The sequence below is a fragment of the Labilibaculum euxinicum genome (genome assembly GCF_009795715.1).
In the GTDB taxonomy this organism is placed as follows: Bacteria; Bacteroidota; Bacteroidia; order Bacteroidales; family Marinifilaceae; genus Labilibaculum; species Labilibaculum euxinus.
In genome coordinates this window covers 145,000-162,085 of record NZ_WTCR01000012.1, presented here as the reverse complement: position 1 = coordinate 162,085, position 17,086 = coordinate 145,000, and the positions used below count along the sequence as shown (strand labels likewise).

Below are 17,086 nucleotides of genomic sequence, written 5' to 3'. Positions count from 1 at the left end.
TTGTTTTTGATCCGTAAACTTTCAAAAATATTTATTAAAAAAAGGATTCAATTATTGGAACAACGTTCTCAACTATTTTGATTTTAAAATGATGTAGCATATCAAAAAAAAGCGCCCTTAGCGATTAAATATCTCTGAGGGCGCTTTACATTTTTAACTAAACTTATTTCATAGAACAAACAACAGGAGGCTGCCATACTTTCAAGTCAATTCCTTCAATCAGGACATTCTCATCTTCAATTTTAACCACTACTCCAGAGTGTACCTTTTGCATCATGCAATGTTTCGGTAAAAACCTCACCGTTTCACCCACTTTTACATTTTTTCCATGAAACCGCCCCTCAAAAGCAATGACCATACAGCAACCCACCGGTGTAAACTTAGTCTCGCTTTCTCTCCTTCTGCACGGCCCAATTAGGTGTACAGTAACCAACAAATGATCAATCTTTATCACTTTCCCGTAATGTACTATCGGACATCCCAAGGGTCTGTACTCAATCACTTCTCCTATCTGTAAATTAACTAAAACCATAGGCATCAGCACTTCCCTGCATGAAATTTCTCCTTTCAGAGGATCCAAAACAATATCAGCTTCGTAAGCATCAATTACTCCTACTGTTTTTTTCTGACACCCATTCGGCTCACCCGCAACTAATCTCCCAATTTCTATTTTATTAGCAATAAATCGTTCCTGTGTCAAAAAAGGACATAAATCCAGGCTTGACGGTTTAACTTTAATCGCTTCAGCAAAATCAATACATGAACCAAAGCCGCAACGCCCGCAATTGAACCCGGGAAGAAACTCTATCATCTTTTTTTCCATATTTCTACTCCTTAAAGTGGCAACAACTTATTCGCCAACATATTCCTGCATGCCATTCATTTTCCGTAACAATCCACGGTGGTGTTCAGCTCCAACTCTTTTTTCACCCGCACAAAGCGTGCAAACCGCAAAAGGTGCATTGTGCCGCAAACTTTCATTTTCAGACACTACTTTTTCAGTACTTTTAATTTGCAAAGCCAGTTCTGAAGCTCCTTGTCCGCTTAATCCATTTGCCTCTATGATTGAGCAGTTCGGATTGGTTTCCAAAATACACTCCCGAAATATCTCCCGCTCCGCCTGTGATATCATATCTCCTTTTGTGATCACCACAATATCAGCACAACTCAAAAAAGGACCGACTTTCATAGGATTATTGGGTCCGCTGGTCGCATCAATAACACAAATACCCAAACTATTATCGGTATAAGGTGCACATCGATGACACAAACCTGCCGTCTCCATAATCAGAAACTCCGAATTTTGCTCTTTGGCAAACTCCAGTATTGCATCGGTATTGTAAATTGAGAAATGATCGGGACACATGTCCATCGATAAGCCCAACTGAACCGGAACACCCAATTTTGCAAAGCGTTTGGGGTCATCGGAATACAAACAGTCGATCTTTACAACCGATGGCTTTACATTCTGCTGCAATAATATTTTTAGGGTGTGAATCAGAACAGCCGTTTTTCCGGCACCCGGAGTTCCGGCAACAATAATAAATTTCATATTTTTTTAATTAAGACCTTTGAAAATAGCTTGGCAATCATTATTCGTTGCAGTAAATGATTTTGCATGGCTCATTTTACTAATCTGTTATTTCCACATGTACAACTCAATCACTCATCGATTATAAGCATTTCAAAAAACTCGATTCGTGAAGCAATGCATCAAAATTTACTTCTTCTATTTTTTTACCCGCCCGCACATCCTCTCTCAAAGTCAAGATATACTGATCGATATCATTCAACTGCAATGATATTTGTTTCTCACGGTACGTACTTTCTATAATATTGCGCATGCCCCCATTCTTCATAATAATTCTTTTTTGGGCGCTTAATGCCAAAACCGGATCGTGGGTAACCACAAGAATTATTTTCCCCTCTCCCGACAACAACTGCAAAGCCTCATGTTTTTTAATTCCGGCATTCTCAATTTCATCGATTAAGACAATCGGCGATTCGCTGATAATGGCAACATCTGCCACCATGAGAGCTCTGGTTTGTCCTCCGCTCAAAATCGTTAGATTATCGTTTGCATTGATTGGCTCGCCCGTAAGTGTGTTGGCAATAGAAATTACGTGTTTTACATCAATATTTTTTTTTCCTCTGCACTTGGCATGAAGTTTCAAAAAATCGGCAACGGGCATATCGGCGAAAAAATTCATATTCTGTGATAATTGCGCCACCATTTTCTTTCTGGGATCGCTTCGAAGTTCTCGGGACGGAATTGCCCCATTAATTAAAATTCTGCGCTTGCTCGCCGTATCTCCTTGTGCCAACTGCTCAATATCTGCAATCAGCTGACTTTTCCCACTACCGGTAGGACCAACAATTCCATATATTTCACCTTTGTTTATCAGTAAATCGGGCAAACGTTCCGTATTGCCTAACTTGTCAATACCTGCCTGTATTGTAATCTGATGTATTTCCATAAACTTCTCTGTTCAAATTGATATGGAACAAAGTTCAAACTTATTCTGACCAGAAGAAACAGCTTATGAACGTATTATGAGAATAAGCATTTGTACGTACACCCTTCTTCATAAGCTCTTTCACATTTTGTCGCTTCAAATACGATCAATCTCAAATCAAAAAAAACATTTATTTATCATCAAATAATGAATATTTAAAATTTTCCATTACTTTTGCTTTGAATTACAAAGTACTTTTCATGAACCAGCAAAAATACATCGAAGACTTAAAGAACATTAAAGAGATGATGAGCAAATCATCTAAATTCATCTCTTTGAGTGGCTTATCGGGAATATCGGCAGGAATAATTGCACTTATTGGTGCCTATTTTGCCTGGATAACAATTTATTCCAAAACTGGATATCAGGATTTTAACCGAACACTTTTAAATAATAATCAGTTAATAGAATTACTGACAATTGGTACCGTAACACTCCTACTCGCTTTAAGTTTTGGACTCTTTTTCACCAGATTAAAAACAAAAAAATTAAAACAAAAAGTGTGGGATTCTCAAACCAAAACACTTCTGATTAATTTGTTAATTCCATTGCTTAGCGGTGGTATATTTTGCCTGCTCCTTTTAATAAAAGGATACATCGGATTAATTGCGCCGCTAACTTTACTATTTTACGGTTTGGCATTGGTAAATGCCAGTAAATACACAATAAGCGAAATCCGCAGTTTGGGAATGCTTGAAATTTTACTAGGTTTGACTGCAACTTATTTCATAGGATATGGTTTGATTTTCTGGTGTATCGGATTCGGTCTGCTGCATATCATTTATGGAGTCATAATGGAGATAAAATACAAGTCGTGAAAGAACTGCTTAAAGATTTAAATAAAGCTTTTGAAAACCGAATCCGGCTGGGAATAATGTCGGCTTTAGTGGTAAACGATTACCTCGATTTTAATGCCCTAAAAAACCTTTTGGGCGTTACCGATGGTAATTTGGCAAGTCATTTAAAGTCGCTTGAAAAAAGTGATTACATTCGTGTGCAAAAAGAATTTCTGGATCGAAAACCCAACACTAAATATTCTGCTTCTGATGAAGGCAAACTGGCCTTTATCAAACACATAAAGGCTATAGAACAATTGCTTAAATAATTTTTTTTATCATTTCACTTTGAATTCCAAAGTACTTTTAAATAATACAAAAAAAATGAACGATTCACAATCACCATTCGACAAAGTTAACAGCTGGATTAAGAATTCGGTTGGACTTAAACTAGGAACCATCACCATTTTAATGCTCTTACTGCTGATTCCTGCCAGCATGATTAAATCAATCATCAGCGAGAGAGAAATGCTTAATCAGTCGGTATTAAATGAAGTAAGTCAAAAATGGGCTGGTAAACAGCAAATTAATGGCCCGGTGCTTACCATCCCATTAATCTATGAATATGAGGTTGAAGATGGCAAGATCATCACGAAAACAAAATACCTGTATCTACTACCCGAGCAACTGGCAATAACTGGTAAAATAGAACCTGAGAAGTTGAAAAGAGGAATTTATGAAGTGGTTGTATACAAAAGTATTTTAGATTTCAACGGTCAATTTAAACTAAACACCAAAATTGATCAAAACGGATTGAAAGAAATCAAATACGATGAAGCCTTCCTAACCGTTGGAATATCAGATCTTAGAGGCATAAAAGATCAGATTACACTGAACTGGGGAAATCAAAAACTGGATGTACAACCCGGGTCTAAACTAAACGATATGATTAGTTCGGGCATTAGCATCGATTTGCCTGATGTAAGCAACCAAATCAACACAAATATTGATTTCTCATTCAAATTAAATTTGCAGGGGAGCCAGAACCTTTCCTTTATACCGCTGGGAAGTACCACAAAAGTAAACCTATCTTCCACCTGGAATTCACCAAGTTTTAATGGCAATTTTCTGCCCGACAACAGAGAAGTAAGCGATGAAGGTTTTTCGGCCGATTGGAAAATCCTGCAACTAAACCGTAACTATCCACAAACATGGGTAGATAAAAACATGCGAAACGAAATGCAGTATTCAGCCTTAGGTGTTGATCTGATTATGCCTCTGGACGATTATCAAAAATCCATGCGCTCCTCCAAATATGCAGTGATGACCATTGCCTTAATATTCTTGGTATTCTTCTTAGTCGAGATTTTGAATGGACGGAAAATACATCCGTTTCAGTACACTTTGGTTGGTCTGGCTCTTTGTCTTTTCTACATATTACTGATATCCATATCGGAGCATTCCAATTTTAACATTGCCTATTTAATTTCAGCAGGCATAACATCACTGATGATATTAATTTATGCCAAAAGTGTATTTAAATCGCGAAAGTTCACAGGAGTTTTAACAGCTACCATATTGGGTATTTATGGTTTTCTGTTCGTAACTCTTCAATTAGCCGACTATGCTTTATTAATGGGAAGTATTGGCTTAGCTTTAATTCTGGGAATAACCATGTATTTTACCCGTAACATCAATTGGTACAAGTTGAATATGAAGACAGAATAAAATAGCTACAAATGAAAATCCATCTATCCATAATTCCTCTCCCCTCTGCTCGCAAGTACTGCTATCTCTATATTTTCAGTGTAGAAATTGGCAAATGGTATTGGGATTATAGCTTTGGATTCCAATTTTAAATTTTTTCGCTACTGAAAAAACCGGTTGAAGCAGATGTTCAACCGGTTTTTTATACGTTTGGATAAAAATCTGATTTAATTAAAATCCCAATCCAAATCTCCCCCAATATTCATTTTCCAGCTCTTTCCAACGTAACATGGTCGCACCAGTAAAATCGCGGGTATATTTGTTCAACAATACTTTTGCCTCTTTTGTTTTACCATCCTTCAATAGCTTCTGTATTTGGCTCTCAAATTCAGCGGACTCTTTAAATCCTTTTTCCTCAAAGTAGGCAACTTCTTCCATCATTCCCTTTCGTGTGGTTTGCCATTGCAAAGTTGCCAATTTGTTGGCTTTGCGATATTGCCAAATAGCAGCATCGTCGCGGTAGCGATGCTGACCGCAATATTGAAAACTTTCCGGTAATTCGGTTGTTCCGGAGTAAATAGGAATACGAGGGCTTTGAGCTGGATTGTCAAAAGAAAACCACGCTCTTCCACCAATTTCATCTGGTAACCAATCTCTTAACTGAATAATATGAGAATACGAACACCACGATACAGCAACAGTTCTCTGATATTCAACTGTTCCATCCTTTAAGTAATTATACAATTTACGATTATCACCATTCGGCCATGGATGCGCATTTAAAGCCTTAATGGTATCGGCACCTATCTCCTCATTCTCTTTATTGTATTTTTTCCTTATCACATTCAAATTCTGAGTCATATCATACTTAGTTCCTTCGTAGGTTTCTCGATACAACGCAATAATATCGCGTACTGAAACTTTCTGATCCGGTTTGACCGAAAAAGGTAATTCTTCCGCCTCAAAATCTAATTTTAAAGATGGAGCCAAAGCATTCATGATAAAAAACTCCCGAATTTTAAAAGGCTTTTCAACCTTACCATAAGCTTTCCAGAATTTAAATTCCTCTTTACCATCCCAACGCTTAAGCTCTTTCGCCACAGAGAAAACATTCTCCGAATACATAAAGTAGTCTTTGTTCTTTTCATCAATTACTCCAATTCTTGAAATATTTGCCGATACACCAATATGATCATCCGGAATGCGCTGCGCAGCCCAAACACCTCCTGTTTTATCGGGACCTTCACCAAAAATTTCCAATTGCCAAACTTCTTTTTTATCAGCAATTGTAATGCATTCGCCCCAATCGCCGTAACCATATTCCTTAATTAATTTCCCGATCAATGCAATAGCATCGCGAGCCGTTGTGCATCGCTGAAGTGCAATACGTTCCAACTCTTCAATCAGAAACATTCCTTTATCATTCACCAACTCTTTCGGACCAACAATGGTTGTTTCGCCAATAGCTAATTGTTTCTCATTCAAACAAGGATAGGCTGTATTTAAATAGGCATAAGTTTCCTTTGCCTGAGGTATTGTTCCAACCACTTTCATTTTTCGTTTGTCCCAGGCCGTTTCTGTCTTCAAACTGCCTTTGTAAATTTCAAGGGTAGTATCCTTCTCAAATTTTTGTCCTTTTTCAACCTGTAACCAAGTTCGGTATCTGCCATCGCAGGTATGACTGGTAATTACAGATCCATCCGTAGTAGCCTTTTTTCCAACCATTATACTCGTGCAGCTTTCTCCGAAATAAGGATCGTTCACCTGATCGAATACCGGCTGAGCATTTGATTGGTGAGTACTAATTGCAAAAATCACCAAAATGGCAATCAATAATTTCTTCATTGCTTGTTGTTTTAGTTTATCTTCGAAAAACATTAAATCATGTTCATATTTTCCCAAAAATGAGCTCTAAGATAACTTATTGATAATATTTATTGGCAATTCGCCGCTAATTTAAAAGCAGTTTAGAGAATTCCTGATCATTTTTAAAATAGATCCTATGAATTGATACCTTTGCCGAATAGAAAATTTCAAAAGCTAAAACAAGTAAGAGTGAGGTATTTTTTTCACATCGGATACAAAGGAACCGCATATAGAGGTTGGCAGCGACAGAAAAATATTGTGAGTGTTCAGGAGGTACTTGAAGATAAATTATCCAAATTACTTAAGGAGAAGATCGTTTGTATTGGATGTGGCAGAACAGATGCGGGAGTACATTCCTCACAGTATTTTTTCCATATCAATACTGACAGGAAATGGAACGATCACCATCTTTTTGTATTGAATAAAATCCTTCCTTCGGATATTTCGGTTTACGATGTTTTTGAAGTGGATAGCCATTATCATGCACAAACAAGTGCAAGCAAAAGAACATACAACTACTTTATCCACACCAAAAAAAATCCATTTTTAAATGAAATAAGTACACTTTACAATATAACTCCTGATGTGGGGAAAATGGCTAAAGCGGCCTCTGTAATTACAAAATACAACGATTTTAGAGCTTTGTGCAAATCCCCGGACAGCCACAACAATACGCTCTGTAATATATTCTCAGTGCAACTGTTTACTGATGCTTCGGAAACAAACTTCCGTTTACAAATAACGGCCAATAGATTTTTAAGAGGGATGATTCGAATTCTTGTTCACGAATTAATCGAAGTGGGAACAGGCCAAAAAAGCGTAGACGAGTTTGAAGAAATGATTAAAAGCAAAACACCTCTTCAATTTTTAAATTTAGCTTATCCTCAAGGCTTGTATCTTTCAGAAATAAAATATCCATTTTTAAATACAAATCCTGTTGACGATTTTTGTCCCCTTTTAAAAATGAATAAGTGGCTAATAATAAATAATGTGTAACTGCAATCGGTAATTAGAGAATGTATTTTTCAATTTTTAGATACAAATCTTCCGGATTTATTGGCTTGGTTACAAAATCGTTCATTCCTGCATCCAATACTTTTTTACGAATTTCGTTAAATGCAGAAGCGGTAATTGCTAAAATTGGCATTGTTTTGTATTTTTCATCGGGCAGACTCCGAATACTTTGTGTGGCTTTATAACCATCCATTATTGGCATCTGTAAATCCATTAGTACCATGTCAAAATTGCCCGCCTGCACCTTTTCAAAAGCTGCTTGCCCATTCATTGCAATGTCGTATGTAATCTCCCATTTTTTCAAAAACTGTTTCAGAATCAATATATTCATCTGATTATCTTCAGCCAGCAAAATATGCAAACCTTTCATTTTATCATTGTTTTGATAACCTTCGGTAACAAAATCCAATTTGGGTTTTGACTTATGGCTGATTGTCAAACACAAATCAAAAGAAAAAGTAGTTCCAAATTCAAGATCACTCTTAACATTAATGCAACCACCCATAATCTCAATTAACTTTTTTGAAATTGTTAAACCAAGACCGGTTCCTCCATACAATCTTGTCGTATTTGAGTCTGCCTGAGAAAAAGATTGAAATATTTGATCTTGTTTATCTTCGGGAATTCCGATACCTGTATCTTTAATTTCAAATTTCAATTTCACCTTATCATCATATTTTTCCTGATAAGACACCATCACCTGAACATTTCCTTTATCGGTAAATTTAACTGCATTACCACACAAATTATTAAGGACTTGCGAGATACGGGTTGGATCACCAATTAAATAGGCAGGAATTTTAGGATCCACATCAACAATAAAATCCAAACCTTTCTCTTTCGATTTCATATCAAAACCTGAAGCTATGTTCTGAATCAGATTTCTGAAATTGAAATCCAAAGATTCAATATCAACACGACCAGCCTCAATCTTACTAAAGTCTAAAATATCATTAATCAAAGTCATTAAATTATCTGCTGATAATTTCAAGATATTGATATTCTGAATTTGATCTTCTCTTGGATTATCCTCTGACAATAAATGAGTAACTCCAATAACTGCATTCATTGGGGTACGTATCTCATGCGACATAGTAGACAAAAACTGTGCTTTCGCATAAGTTGCCTCCTCTGCCTTCTCCTTTGCAATAATCAATTCTTGTTCCACTCGTTTTCTTTCCGATAAATCATTTAGCACAACAAATAAAACATTTCCATCCATTAACGGCACTTTGTTTAATGCAACCTCAACAGGAAATTCTATTCCATTCTCTTTGCGGTGAATCCAATCAAACTTAGCATTGCCTCTAATCTTACCTTCTTCAATATACATTTTAGCTTTATCAAAAGATAACAAGCCATCAGGTTGATATTCAGGAGAAAAATCTTTTACATATTTCCCAATAAAATTCTCCTTCCGGCTTACACCAAATAAATCAAGACAAGCCTTATTGCAATCAATAAACCGGGATTCTTTAATTAGAAGATAGGCAACAGATGATTTTTCAAATATCAATTTGAATTTTTCTTCCGTTTTGTTTTTTTCTTCCTCAAGTCTTTTTTTCTCAGTAATATCTTTTAAAGTTCCAGTAAAACCATTTCTCTTTCCATCTGCACCTCTTGTAACTCTAACTGTAGCTTCGAACCACTTGTAACTACCACTAATTGTTACCATTCGGACTTCAATAAAGCAGAAACTGATTTTATGCTCAATTAAAGTTCTTAATTTCGACATACATTTCTCAATATCATCAGGATGAACGAATTCAAATGCATTGGAACCAATACTTTTTTTGATATTAAACCCGGTGATTTTTGTCCATGCTGAATTTAAGTACAACCATTCTCCCGTAAAATTAGTTTGAAAAATTACCTCTGAAATATTATTTACAATTGATTCCATTCTGGAAGATGCAACCTCAACCTCCTGCGTCTTATTATCAACTGCTTTTCGCAATTCCTTATTAAGCGTAAAAAGTTCCAGGGAACAAGTATCTAAAATATTCTCCGTTTGTTTTATATCTTTATCGTAATCCTCATACGCTTCTTCCACAGCATTCAGAAAGTCATTAAATTTACTTTCATCTTCTGCAGATAAATACTTACGGACTTGCCTTTTCAATAATCGATGCATATGCTTTATTTTTCAGAAAAGGTGGTTATAGTCATGGTTTGATTGTGTAGAAAACTAGGACCATCTTCTTTAAACGGAGATATTTCACCGTAAGAATAAAATCCCGTAAGGACAGCCTGTTTACCTATCACATCGGCAACAACTTCAACTTCTTCTTCAACCAATTGCTTAAGCACTAATTTGCGTCCAACGCAACTAATCAAAACAGCGAATTCTGACTCTCCTTTCGGAATCATATCAGTACTTGCTTTAGCCGACAATTCAGCTCCTGAAATTAATCGATCTACGTTTGCTTTCATCAATTTCACATATCCTCCATCAGGAATATTGCCACCAAATATGAGGCTTTGATCCTTCTCATTTATTCCATGAACGGTGCGAATCACAGCATTTTGAGAATCTCCCACCCGACAGCTTAATGGAAATGACATACCTGATACAGGTAAGTCTTTCGCTCGTTCCCCCAAAAATTGTTTGTATAGTAAAAGAGCTGGTTGGTGATCCAATTCGTATAAAATATTACCCTTTGATTTTGTAACAAGGCGTTCAATGCCAAAATTCTTCCATCCACCATTTGTTCCGTATCCAATAGAGATAGAATCTCCATAGAATCCTAAAGCGCAAACACAATTTGATTTTGCCACTCCTTCTTTATCGAACACAAGGGTTTTAGAAAATCTTGTTCCGTCTCCGGCCAATCCTCCTGTAACTGCAACTTTCTTCGACAATTTATTTTGAATCCCTTCAATAAGATTACATCCATTTATAGTAATCCCATCGGATAAAACCATTAAATGCTTCAAATCCTTCTGAGGAAATTTCTCACACAATTTCTCACCGCATTCAATATTGTTCTTATACTTGGTAAGATCAACAGATTCTATTCTAAGCTTTGTAGAAGAAAATTTAACTGCTGCAATGGAAATACTCTTTTCGAATACCTCCAAGCCTGAAATTTCACCAGAGCTCGAACATCCAAAAATCCTTGTATCCGGAAAAGAATTTCTAATTGTTGACTTAAATTCCTTTTCGCACATCAATTCTCCATCACCAAAAATAATTAGCAAATCCGGCTTAAACCGAATCTCTTTTATTTTAGAAAACTCACTTCTTGAACTTATGATTAATTTTTCTATCTCCACATCTGTAAATTTAAAAATGAGACTTACTAATCACATCATATAAATCATACAATTAAAGCAATTAACACCATCCAAAAGTCTTCTCGTCAACTGTGTGATACGATGAACAATTCAGACTGTTACATTAAGATACTAAAAAAATAAGTATTATTGTTTACATTTGAACGCGAAATTTTCAGAATGGATTTATTCAGGTTATAATCTTTTTGAAATTTATGCGTTATTGTAACAAATAAAGATGTTATTAGATTTAGAATGGCAACAGCAAAAAAAACTTCCAAAGGAAAAACTCCTTCTCAAAAGAAAAAAAGCAGTAAAAAAAAGAATACCGGAAAACGTTCACTTTCTAGTTACTTAATCCGTTTTTTTGGATTCGGGCTACTAATATTCCTGATAACTATTGGTATCTTAATAGGTTCTGTGTACATCGGCCTTTGGGGCAAATTGCCGGATTACTATACTCTTAAAAGCATTAAAAATGCAAATGCATCTGAAATATATTCTGAAGATGGTGTTGTGTTGGGAAGAGTTTATGCTGAAAACCGAACCAATGTAAATTTTAAAGACATTTCTCCAGATGCAATCAATGCGCTAATCGCTACTGAAGATGCTCGTTTTTACGAACATCAAGGCATTGATCAAAGAAGTTTGATGCGCGTTTTGGTAAAATCCTTAGTTATGGGCGATAAAAGTTCAGGAGGAGGAAGTACTTTGAGTCAGCAACTGTCAAAAAATCTTTATCCCCGGGGAAATTTTGGTCCATTAAGCATGCCGGTAAACAAAATTAAGGAAACTATAACTGCATCCCGTCTGGAAAAAATTTATTCGAAAAAAGAAATTCTTCAGTTGTATTTAAATACAGTTTCATTTGGCGAAAATGTTTTTGGTATTGAAAGTGCATCCCGACAGTTCTTTAGTAAACCGGCATCAAAACTTGAAATTCATGAATGTGCCGTACTTATTGGAATGCTTAAGGCGCCAACATCGTATAATCCAAGACTCCATCCTGAAAGATCAAAACAAAGAAGAAATATTGTCCTGAGTCAAATGGCTAAATATAACTTCATTACGGATCGTAAATTGAATGAAATTCAGGCCCGGCCACTAATTATCAATTATCAGAAACAATCAACCCAAAAAGGTTTGGCATCTTATCTTCGGGAAAGAATAAGAATTGAAACAAATACAATATTAAAAAAACACCCAAAAGAAGATGGTACTTACTATGATGTTTATCGTGATGGACTAAACATTATAACCACATTAGATGCGAGAATGCAAATGAATGCTGAACAGGCAGTTGCAGAGCATATGAAAAATCTGCAAACTCAATTCGTTCAGCATTGGGGCAAAAGGTCTCCCTGGGGGGAAAATACAGATATAATAGAAGACGCTAAACTAAGATCTGACCGTTACAAATCCCTTAAACAAAAAGGAAAATCTGCTGCGGAAATTAATAAAATATTTAACGAAAAGGTGAACATGAAAATTTTCACCTGGAATGGAGATAAAACAGTAAAAATGTCTCCTCTTGACTCTATAAAACATTACATCCAAGTATTAAACACCGGATTTTTAGCCATGGAACCTCAGAGTGGGAAAATTAAAGCTTGGGTTGGCGGAATCAATTTCGATCATTTTAAATATGATCATGTAAAAGCAAAGCGGCAAGTTGGTTCAATTTTTAAACCAATTGTTTATACTGCTGCTTTGGAAGAAGGAACTTCCCCTTTCGAGTACCTTCCCAACGAACGCAAAATTTATGAAGAATACGATAATTGGTCGCCACGAAATGCGGATAACCTTTACGAAGGAAGTTACAGCATGGAAGGAGCTCTTGCTGAATCGGTAAATACTATTGCTGTGGATGTTCTTTTGGAAACCGGAATACGTAATACTATAGTGTTGGCTGAAGAAATGGGAATTGACAGTAGTTTACCAAAAGTACCATCTCTTGCCTTGGGAACAGCTAATATTTCACTGCTTGAGATGATTCAGGTTTATGCTACTCTGGCTAACAGAGGTGTTCATACGGCTCCTTACTACATTTCCAAAATTGAAGATCACAATGGCAATTTAATCGTAGATCTTTCGGCTGAAAGGGAAGAAAACAGGTTTGTGATATCTCCTCAAAATGCCGATATAATTAATCATATGCTACAGGCTGTAGTTAATGAAGGCACAGCAAAATCGCTTCGTTCAGTTTATGGATTGCAAGGAGAATTAGCCGGAAAAACAGGTACCACACAAGATCAGGCGGACGGCTGGTATATTGGTTACAATTCCAATTTAGTGGCCGGAGCATGGGTTGGTGCCGAAGATATGCGTATTCATTTTAACTCTTTGAGTCTTGGACAAGGAGCAAGCATGGCTTTACCCATTTACGGTAAATTCATGAATAAATTAAGTACAAATAAAAACTTTAAACGCTATACAAACTCACCTATTGCAAAACCTGACAGCGATATTTTGGCAGACTTGGATATGCCACACTATTTACCGCCGGAATCAAACTTTTTTGATAATTTATTTGGTGTTACAGCAACAGATCAAGATAAATTAATGAAACGAAAAGCGAGACGGGAAAAGCGTAAGAATGAGAAAAAATCAATTTATCAAAAAATTAAAAACATATTTAGACGCAAAAACTAGAAATGCTTCCGCAAATATTTATCGGCTTCATTTTTTAATTCCAGCTTTAATTTATTGTTCTGATTTTTTAAATTTTTAAGAATTCTCTTGACTGAAGGTTGAGGTAATTCCTTGTCCAGTTTAATCAAGAACTTATCCATTACTAGGTAATTGTGCCAATTACCTAGTAATGTTTCGGTTGAATTTACAATATCCAAAGCTTGTCTTCTTTTCTCATCATCCTGCAGGGCTAGCAGTAATTGCTGAAGCGCCTTAACAACCTTGAGCAGCTTTCTGATTTCATGATGGTATTCCTCTCCTTGTGACGAATTAAATAACTTGTTTACTATTTCCAATTCATCGTGAATAATGCTGTCTGTTTTTATTTTAAGTTCCGAAATATTCACCTGATTTAATGAGGAACATAAACTTGCTGCTCCTTTTTTAAACTTTAGGATCTCGAATTCAGACCATTTAGCTCCAAATTTTTCAACACTCACATTCATCCTGCCATCTAAAACAAGCATTATCTCAGAGGGGATATCAACATTACTGTTTAACAACAATGATTTAGAAACTTGAAGAGCCCGAAGTTTACCGGCACTATTAAAAATGCCATTCAACTGCTTCAATAGTTTCGAGCCGGCATCGGTATCCAAATCAAATTCTTCAATCAATAGCAGTAAGCTTCGTATGTATTTAATATCTACGCGCAGCTTGTGAATGTCCTCTTCTTTAATTTGCTTAGCCAATGACAAATTATTCAAAAAAGAATCGAACCTCTCTCTATAAAATGAACTTAAACCGATATTTTCTTCTTTAGATTGCATTTTTCCTGTTTTTATATACAAGATACATAAAATCAGAAAATTACAAGCATGAGACAATAATGATTTTTAATATAAAATTTAGATCTCCTGTTTTAATGAAATAGATTTTCGGAATTAATTGGTATTTGATCAAAATAATTGGAACACCAAGATACTTGCTGATTAGCGTAAGGAGTATTTTTCACCATCACAATTCTTATTGGGTACATACCTTCGTCCAGATGAATCCGGCCTCTGCGTTCCTGTCTTGCATTCAGTCCTTTGTTACTTATTATAACATGATCTCCAATGGATATTTGAACAGGATCTACAGCATAATTAAAAAAGGTATAAGTTGCTTTTTTATCAATCTTTAAATAACCTGTTATTTCCATTGCATAGTACTCTTCCTCGATATCCTTAGGAAACTTAATTTTATCCAGAACTCCGCACTGCATCACCTCATCGTACGTTACCTCATCAAGATTACTAAATTTCCCTTTTATAATTTTGTACTTTAATCCCTCACTTAATTCAGAAATTGTATCGGACACCAATGGTGAAATTTTAACACATTCAATAGTTCTTATTTTACTCTTTAAGCCTGATTCGTGAAAGGTTTGAGTTTTAATGGTTGTCGTATTTTCTATCACCAACGGTTTAGTATAAATTTTAGAGTTCACATCTGGATTTGAACCATCCAGTGTATATCTTATTTCAGCATCCTGCAATTTTACCTCTAAAGGCATTTCCATCTGATCAAAAAAGAAATTCTTATTAACTCCTCCATGTGGTGCCTGAATGAATGAATTTATCTCATGTTTATGCAGTAATTCGTAATGATGATTCATTCTGTCCTGAAAATCATTCCAATTTCGCTGACCTTTAGGTGACCAAACAACTTCCGCCAAAGCGCAGATTCGAGGAGCAAGCATATACTCTACCCGATCTGAGGTATTCATATATTCAGTCCAAACATTTGCTTGTGCTCCTAAAATATATTTTGCCTCATCTTCATTTAATTCTGAAGGTGTTGGCTCAAACTCATATACTTTTTGTAAGGAAGTAAAACCACCAATAGCAGTAGGCTCAATGTAATTATCATCCTGATAATGATCGAAATAACAATGAGATCCAGGTGTCATTATCACATCGTGCTTTTGTTTTGCAGCCTGAATACCTCCTGCAGTTCCTCTCCATGACATAACGGTTGCCTCAGGAGCTAATCCTCCTTCTAAAATTTCATCCCAACCAATTATTTTGCGATCTTTTGTCAAAAGAAATTTCTCCATTCGCTGGATAAAATAAGACTGTAGTTCATGTTCGTCTTTCAGTCCCTCTTCTTTCATTCTCTTTTGACACAAAGGACATTTCTCCCAACTTGCCTTTGGACATTCATCGCCACCAATGTGGATGTATTTAGAGGGAAACAATTCAATAACCTCCAGCAAAACATTTTGCAAAAATTCAAAAGTAGTCTCTTTCCCTGCACAATAGACATCATCAAAAACGCCCCATTCGTTCTCCACCTCAAAAGGTCCTTGGTTACAAGCCAGTTCGGGATAAGCTGCAAGTGCAGCCACAGAATGACCCGGCAATTCAATTTCCGGAATAACTGTTATGAATCGTTCCGACGCATATTTTACAATCTCTTTAATTTGATCCTGTGTATAAAAACCCCCGTACTTACTCCCATCCTTCTCAATTCGCCACGCACCAATCTCTGTAAGTTTTGGATATTTTTTAATTTCTATTCTCCAGCCCTGATCCTCGGTTAAATGCCAATGAAAAGTATTCATCTTATACATTGCCATTAAGTCGATATACTTCTTGATAAAATCAACAGAAAAGAAATGACGGCAAACATCCAAATGCATTCCCCGATACGGATACCTTGGCTCATCCAATATCTTTACGTAAGGAATTTTCAACTCGGTATTTAAAGGCACCAATTGCAAAAGGGATTGTATTCCGTAAAAAAAACCTTTACCCGATTTAGCCTCAATCAAAACTCCTGTAACATCAACAATCAAAGAGTATTCTTCTTCTCCCCAATTGTTATCATTAACTTTTTTAAAAATGATTTTATTAGATGCCGGTAACTTTCCCGTTATCTTTTTAGGAATTTCAACACCTGTTAATTGATTTATCTGATCGCACAAATAGGAAAGTAATATCTCTTTGTTTTCCACTTCGTCCGAAAAGAATATTTTCACATCTTCTTTTAACAATAAACTACCCTTTGCATTAATAATTCTTGATGGCTTTGGAATTATATTCACAGAATTACTTGTTTGTGCAGTGGAAGTAAAGGAATTCATAACTTGTGCGCTTACCAGCAACAAGAACAAAATAGAAGTTCTCATAGAATTAATTGATTATTGGTTTATGTTAGGCTTTTGGAGCTTTAAAAATAAGCAAATAATCGATTGTCCTCCTATTATTCATTAATAAGCATAAAAAAAGTGGCATTTCTTATTCGGAAATGCCA

General features: G+C 35.8%; 13 protein-coding genes. 5 read left to right on the top strand and 8 right to left on the bottom strand.

What is annotated here, in order from left to right; all coding sequences use genetic code 11:
• Positions 1-163: 163 nt before the first annotated feature.
• The 3 genes from GQR60_RS15815 to GQR60_RS15805 all read right to left on the bottom strand — a co-directional run bounded on the left by GQR60_RS15815 (position 164) and on the right by GQR60_RS15805 (position 2,477).
• Complete coding sequence (locus GQR60_RS15815) at positions 164-823, bottom strand: (Fe-S)-binding protein (protein ID WP_124993867.1); 660 nt, start codon at positions 821-823, stop codon at positions 164-166.
• A gap of 27 nt (positions 824-850) precedes the next feature.
• On the bottom strand, positions 851-1,552 hold the full coding sequence (locus tag GQR60_RS15810; RefSeq protein WP_124993866.1) for a GTP-binding protein: 702 nt from the start codon (positions 1,550-1,552) through the stop codon (positions 851-853).
• 121 nt (positions 1,553-1,673) lie between these two features.
• The gene (locus GQR60_RS15805) at positions 1,674-2,477 is read right to left on the bottom strand and encodes an ATP-binding cassette domain-containing protein (protein WP_124993865.1); all 804 of its coding nucleotides are present in this window, start codon (positions 2,475-2,477) and stop codon (positions 1,674-1,676) included.
• A 239-nt stretch (positions 2,478-2,716) separates the two neighbouring features.
• Here GQR60_RS15805 and GQR60_RS15800 point away from each other — a divergent pair, with 239 nt between their 5' ends.
• From GQR60_RS15800 to creD, 3 genes are read left to right on the top strand one after another with little or no spacing between them, the layout of a single operon-like run.
• Positions 2,717-3,334, top strand: a complete 618-nt coding sequence (locus tag GQR60_RS15800) for a hypothetical protein (protein WP_124993864.1) — start codon at positions 2,717-2,719, stop codon at positions 3,332-3,334.
• Positions 3,331-3,621 (top strand): winged helix-turn-helix domain-containing protein, encoded by a 291-nt coding sequence (locus tag GQR60_RS15795; RefSeq protein WP_124993863.1) that lies wholly within the window; start codon positions 3,331-3,333, stop codon positions 3,619-3,621. Before GQR60_RS15800 ends, GQR60_RS15795 begins: the two co-directional genes overlap by 4 nt.
• Positions 3,622-3,676: 55 nt before the next feature.
• Positions 3,677-5,020 carry a cell envelope integrity protein CreD gene (gene creD, locus GQR60_RS15790; protein WP_124993862.1) on the top strand — a complete coding sequence of 448 codons (1,344 nt, stop codon included), beginning with the start codon at positions 3,677-3,679 and terminating at the stop codon, positions 5,018-5,020.
• A 210-nt stretch (positions 5,021-5,230) separates the two neighbouring features.
• On the opposite strand, the gene GQR60_RS15785 is transcribed toward creD, so the two are convergent.
• Positions 5,231-6,844 (bottom strand): dipeptidase, encoded by a 1,614-nt coding sequence (locus GQR60_RS15785; RefSeq protein ID WP_124993861.1) that lies wholly within the window; start codon positions 6,842-6,844, stop codon positions 5,231-5,233.
• 210 nt (positions 6,845-7,054) lie between these two features.
• On the opposite strand from GQR60_RS15785, the gene truA reads away from it, so the two are divergent.
• Positions 7,055-7,861, top strand: a complete 807-nt coding sequence (gene truA / locus GQR60_RS15780) for a tRNA pseudouridine(38-40) synthase TruA (protein WP_160463500.1) — start codon at positions 7,055-7,057, stop codon at positions 7,859-7,861.
• Between the two features lie 13 nt (positions 7,862-7,874).
• Here the strand turns inward: truA and GQR60_RS15775 are convergent, their stop codons facing one another.
• Positions 7,875-10,013: a PAS domain S-box protein gene (locus GQR60_RS15775; RefSeq protein ID WP_124993859.1), complete on the bottom strand. Its 2,139-nt coding sequence runs from the start codon at positions 10,011-10,013 to the stop codon at positions 7,875-7,877.
• Positions 10,014-10,018: 5 nt separating this feature from the next.
• Complete coding sequence (locus GQR60_RS15770; protein WP_124993858.1) at positions 10,019-11,155, bottom strand: FIST signal transduction protein; 1,137 nt, start codon at positions 11,153-11,155, stop codon at positions 10,019-10,021.
• Between the two features lie 255 nt (positions 11,156-11,410).
• Here GQR60_RS15770 and GQR60_RS15765 point away from each other — a divergent pair, with 255 nt between their 5' ends.
• Positions 11,411-13,807 (top strand): penicillin-binding protein 1A, encoded by a 2,397-nt coding sequence (locus GQR60_RS15765; protein WP_124993857.1) that lies wholly within the window; start codon positions 11,411-11,413, stop codon positions 13,805-13,807.
• Here the strand turns inward: GQR60_RS15765 and GQR60_RS15760 are convergent.
• Together GQR60_RS15760 and GQR60_RS15755 are read right to left on the bottom strand one after the other, a co-directional pair.
• Positions 13,804-14,616 carry a CHAD domain-containing protein gene (locus tag GQR60_RS15760; RefSeq protein ID WP_124993856.1) on the bottom strand — a complete coding sequence of 271 codons (813 nt, stop codon included), beginning with the start codon at positions 14,614-14,616 and terminating at the stop codon, positions 13,804-13,806. The genes GQR60_RS15765 and GQR60_RS15760 overlap by 4 nt on opposite strands.
• A 92-nt stretch (positions 14,617-14,708) precedes the next feature.
• Complete coding sequence (locus GQR60_RS15755) at positions 14,709-16,961, bottom strand: family 20 glycosylhydrolase (RefSeq protein WP_124993855.1); 2,253 nt, start codon at positions 16,959-16,961, stop codon at positions 14,709-14,711.
• Positions 16,962-17,086 lie beyond the last annotated feature (125 nt).

What these genes read in the sequence shown, in the direction of transcription:
- GQR60_RS15810 (WP_124993866.1), bottom strand. Translation starts at nt 1,552, where the DNA reads ATGAAATTTATTATTGTTGCCGGAACTCCGGGTGCCGGAAAAACGGCT.
- GQR60_RS15800 (WP_124993864.1), top strand. Translation starts at nt 2,717, where the DNA reads ATGAACCAGCAAAAATACATCGAAGACTTAAAGAACATTAAAGAGATG.
- GQR60_RS15760 (WP_124993856.1), bottom strand. Translation starts at nt 14,616, where the DNA reads ATGCAATCTAAAGAAGAAAATATCGGTTTAAGTTCATTTTATAGAGAG.
- GQR60_RS15775 (WP_124993859.1), bottom strand. Translation starts at nt 10,013, where the DNA reads ATGCATCGATTATTGAAAAGGCAAGTCCGTAAGTATTTATCTGCAGAA.
- GQR60_RS15815 (WP_124993867.1), bottom strand. Translation starts at nt 823, where the DNA reads ATGGAAAAAAAGATGATAGAGTTTCTTCCCGGGTTCAATTGCGGGCGT.
- GQR60_RS15765 (WP_124993857.1), top strand. Translation starts at nt 11,411, where the DNA reads ATGGCAACAGCAAAAAAAACTTCCAAAGGAAAAACTCCTTCTCAAAAG.
- GQR60_RS15785 (WP_124993861.1), bottom strand. Translation starts at nt 6,844, where the DNA reads ATGAAGAAATTATTGATTGCCATTTTGGTGATTTTTGCAATTAGTACT.
- GQR60_RS15755 (WP_124993855.1), bottom strand. Translation starts at nt 16,961, where the DNA reads ATGAGAACTTCTATTTTGTTCTTGTTGCTGGTAAGCGCACAAGTTATG.
- creD (WP_124993862.1), top strand. Translation starts at nt 3,677, where the DNA reads ATGAACGATTCACAATCACCATTCGACAAAGTTAACAGCTGGATTAAG.
- GQR60_RS15805 (WP_124993865.1), bottom strand. Translation starts at nt 2,477, where the DNA reads ATGGAAATACATCAGATTACAATACAGGCAGGTATTGACAAGTTAGGC.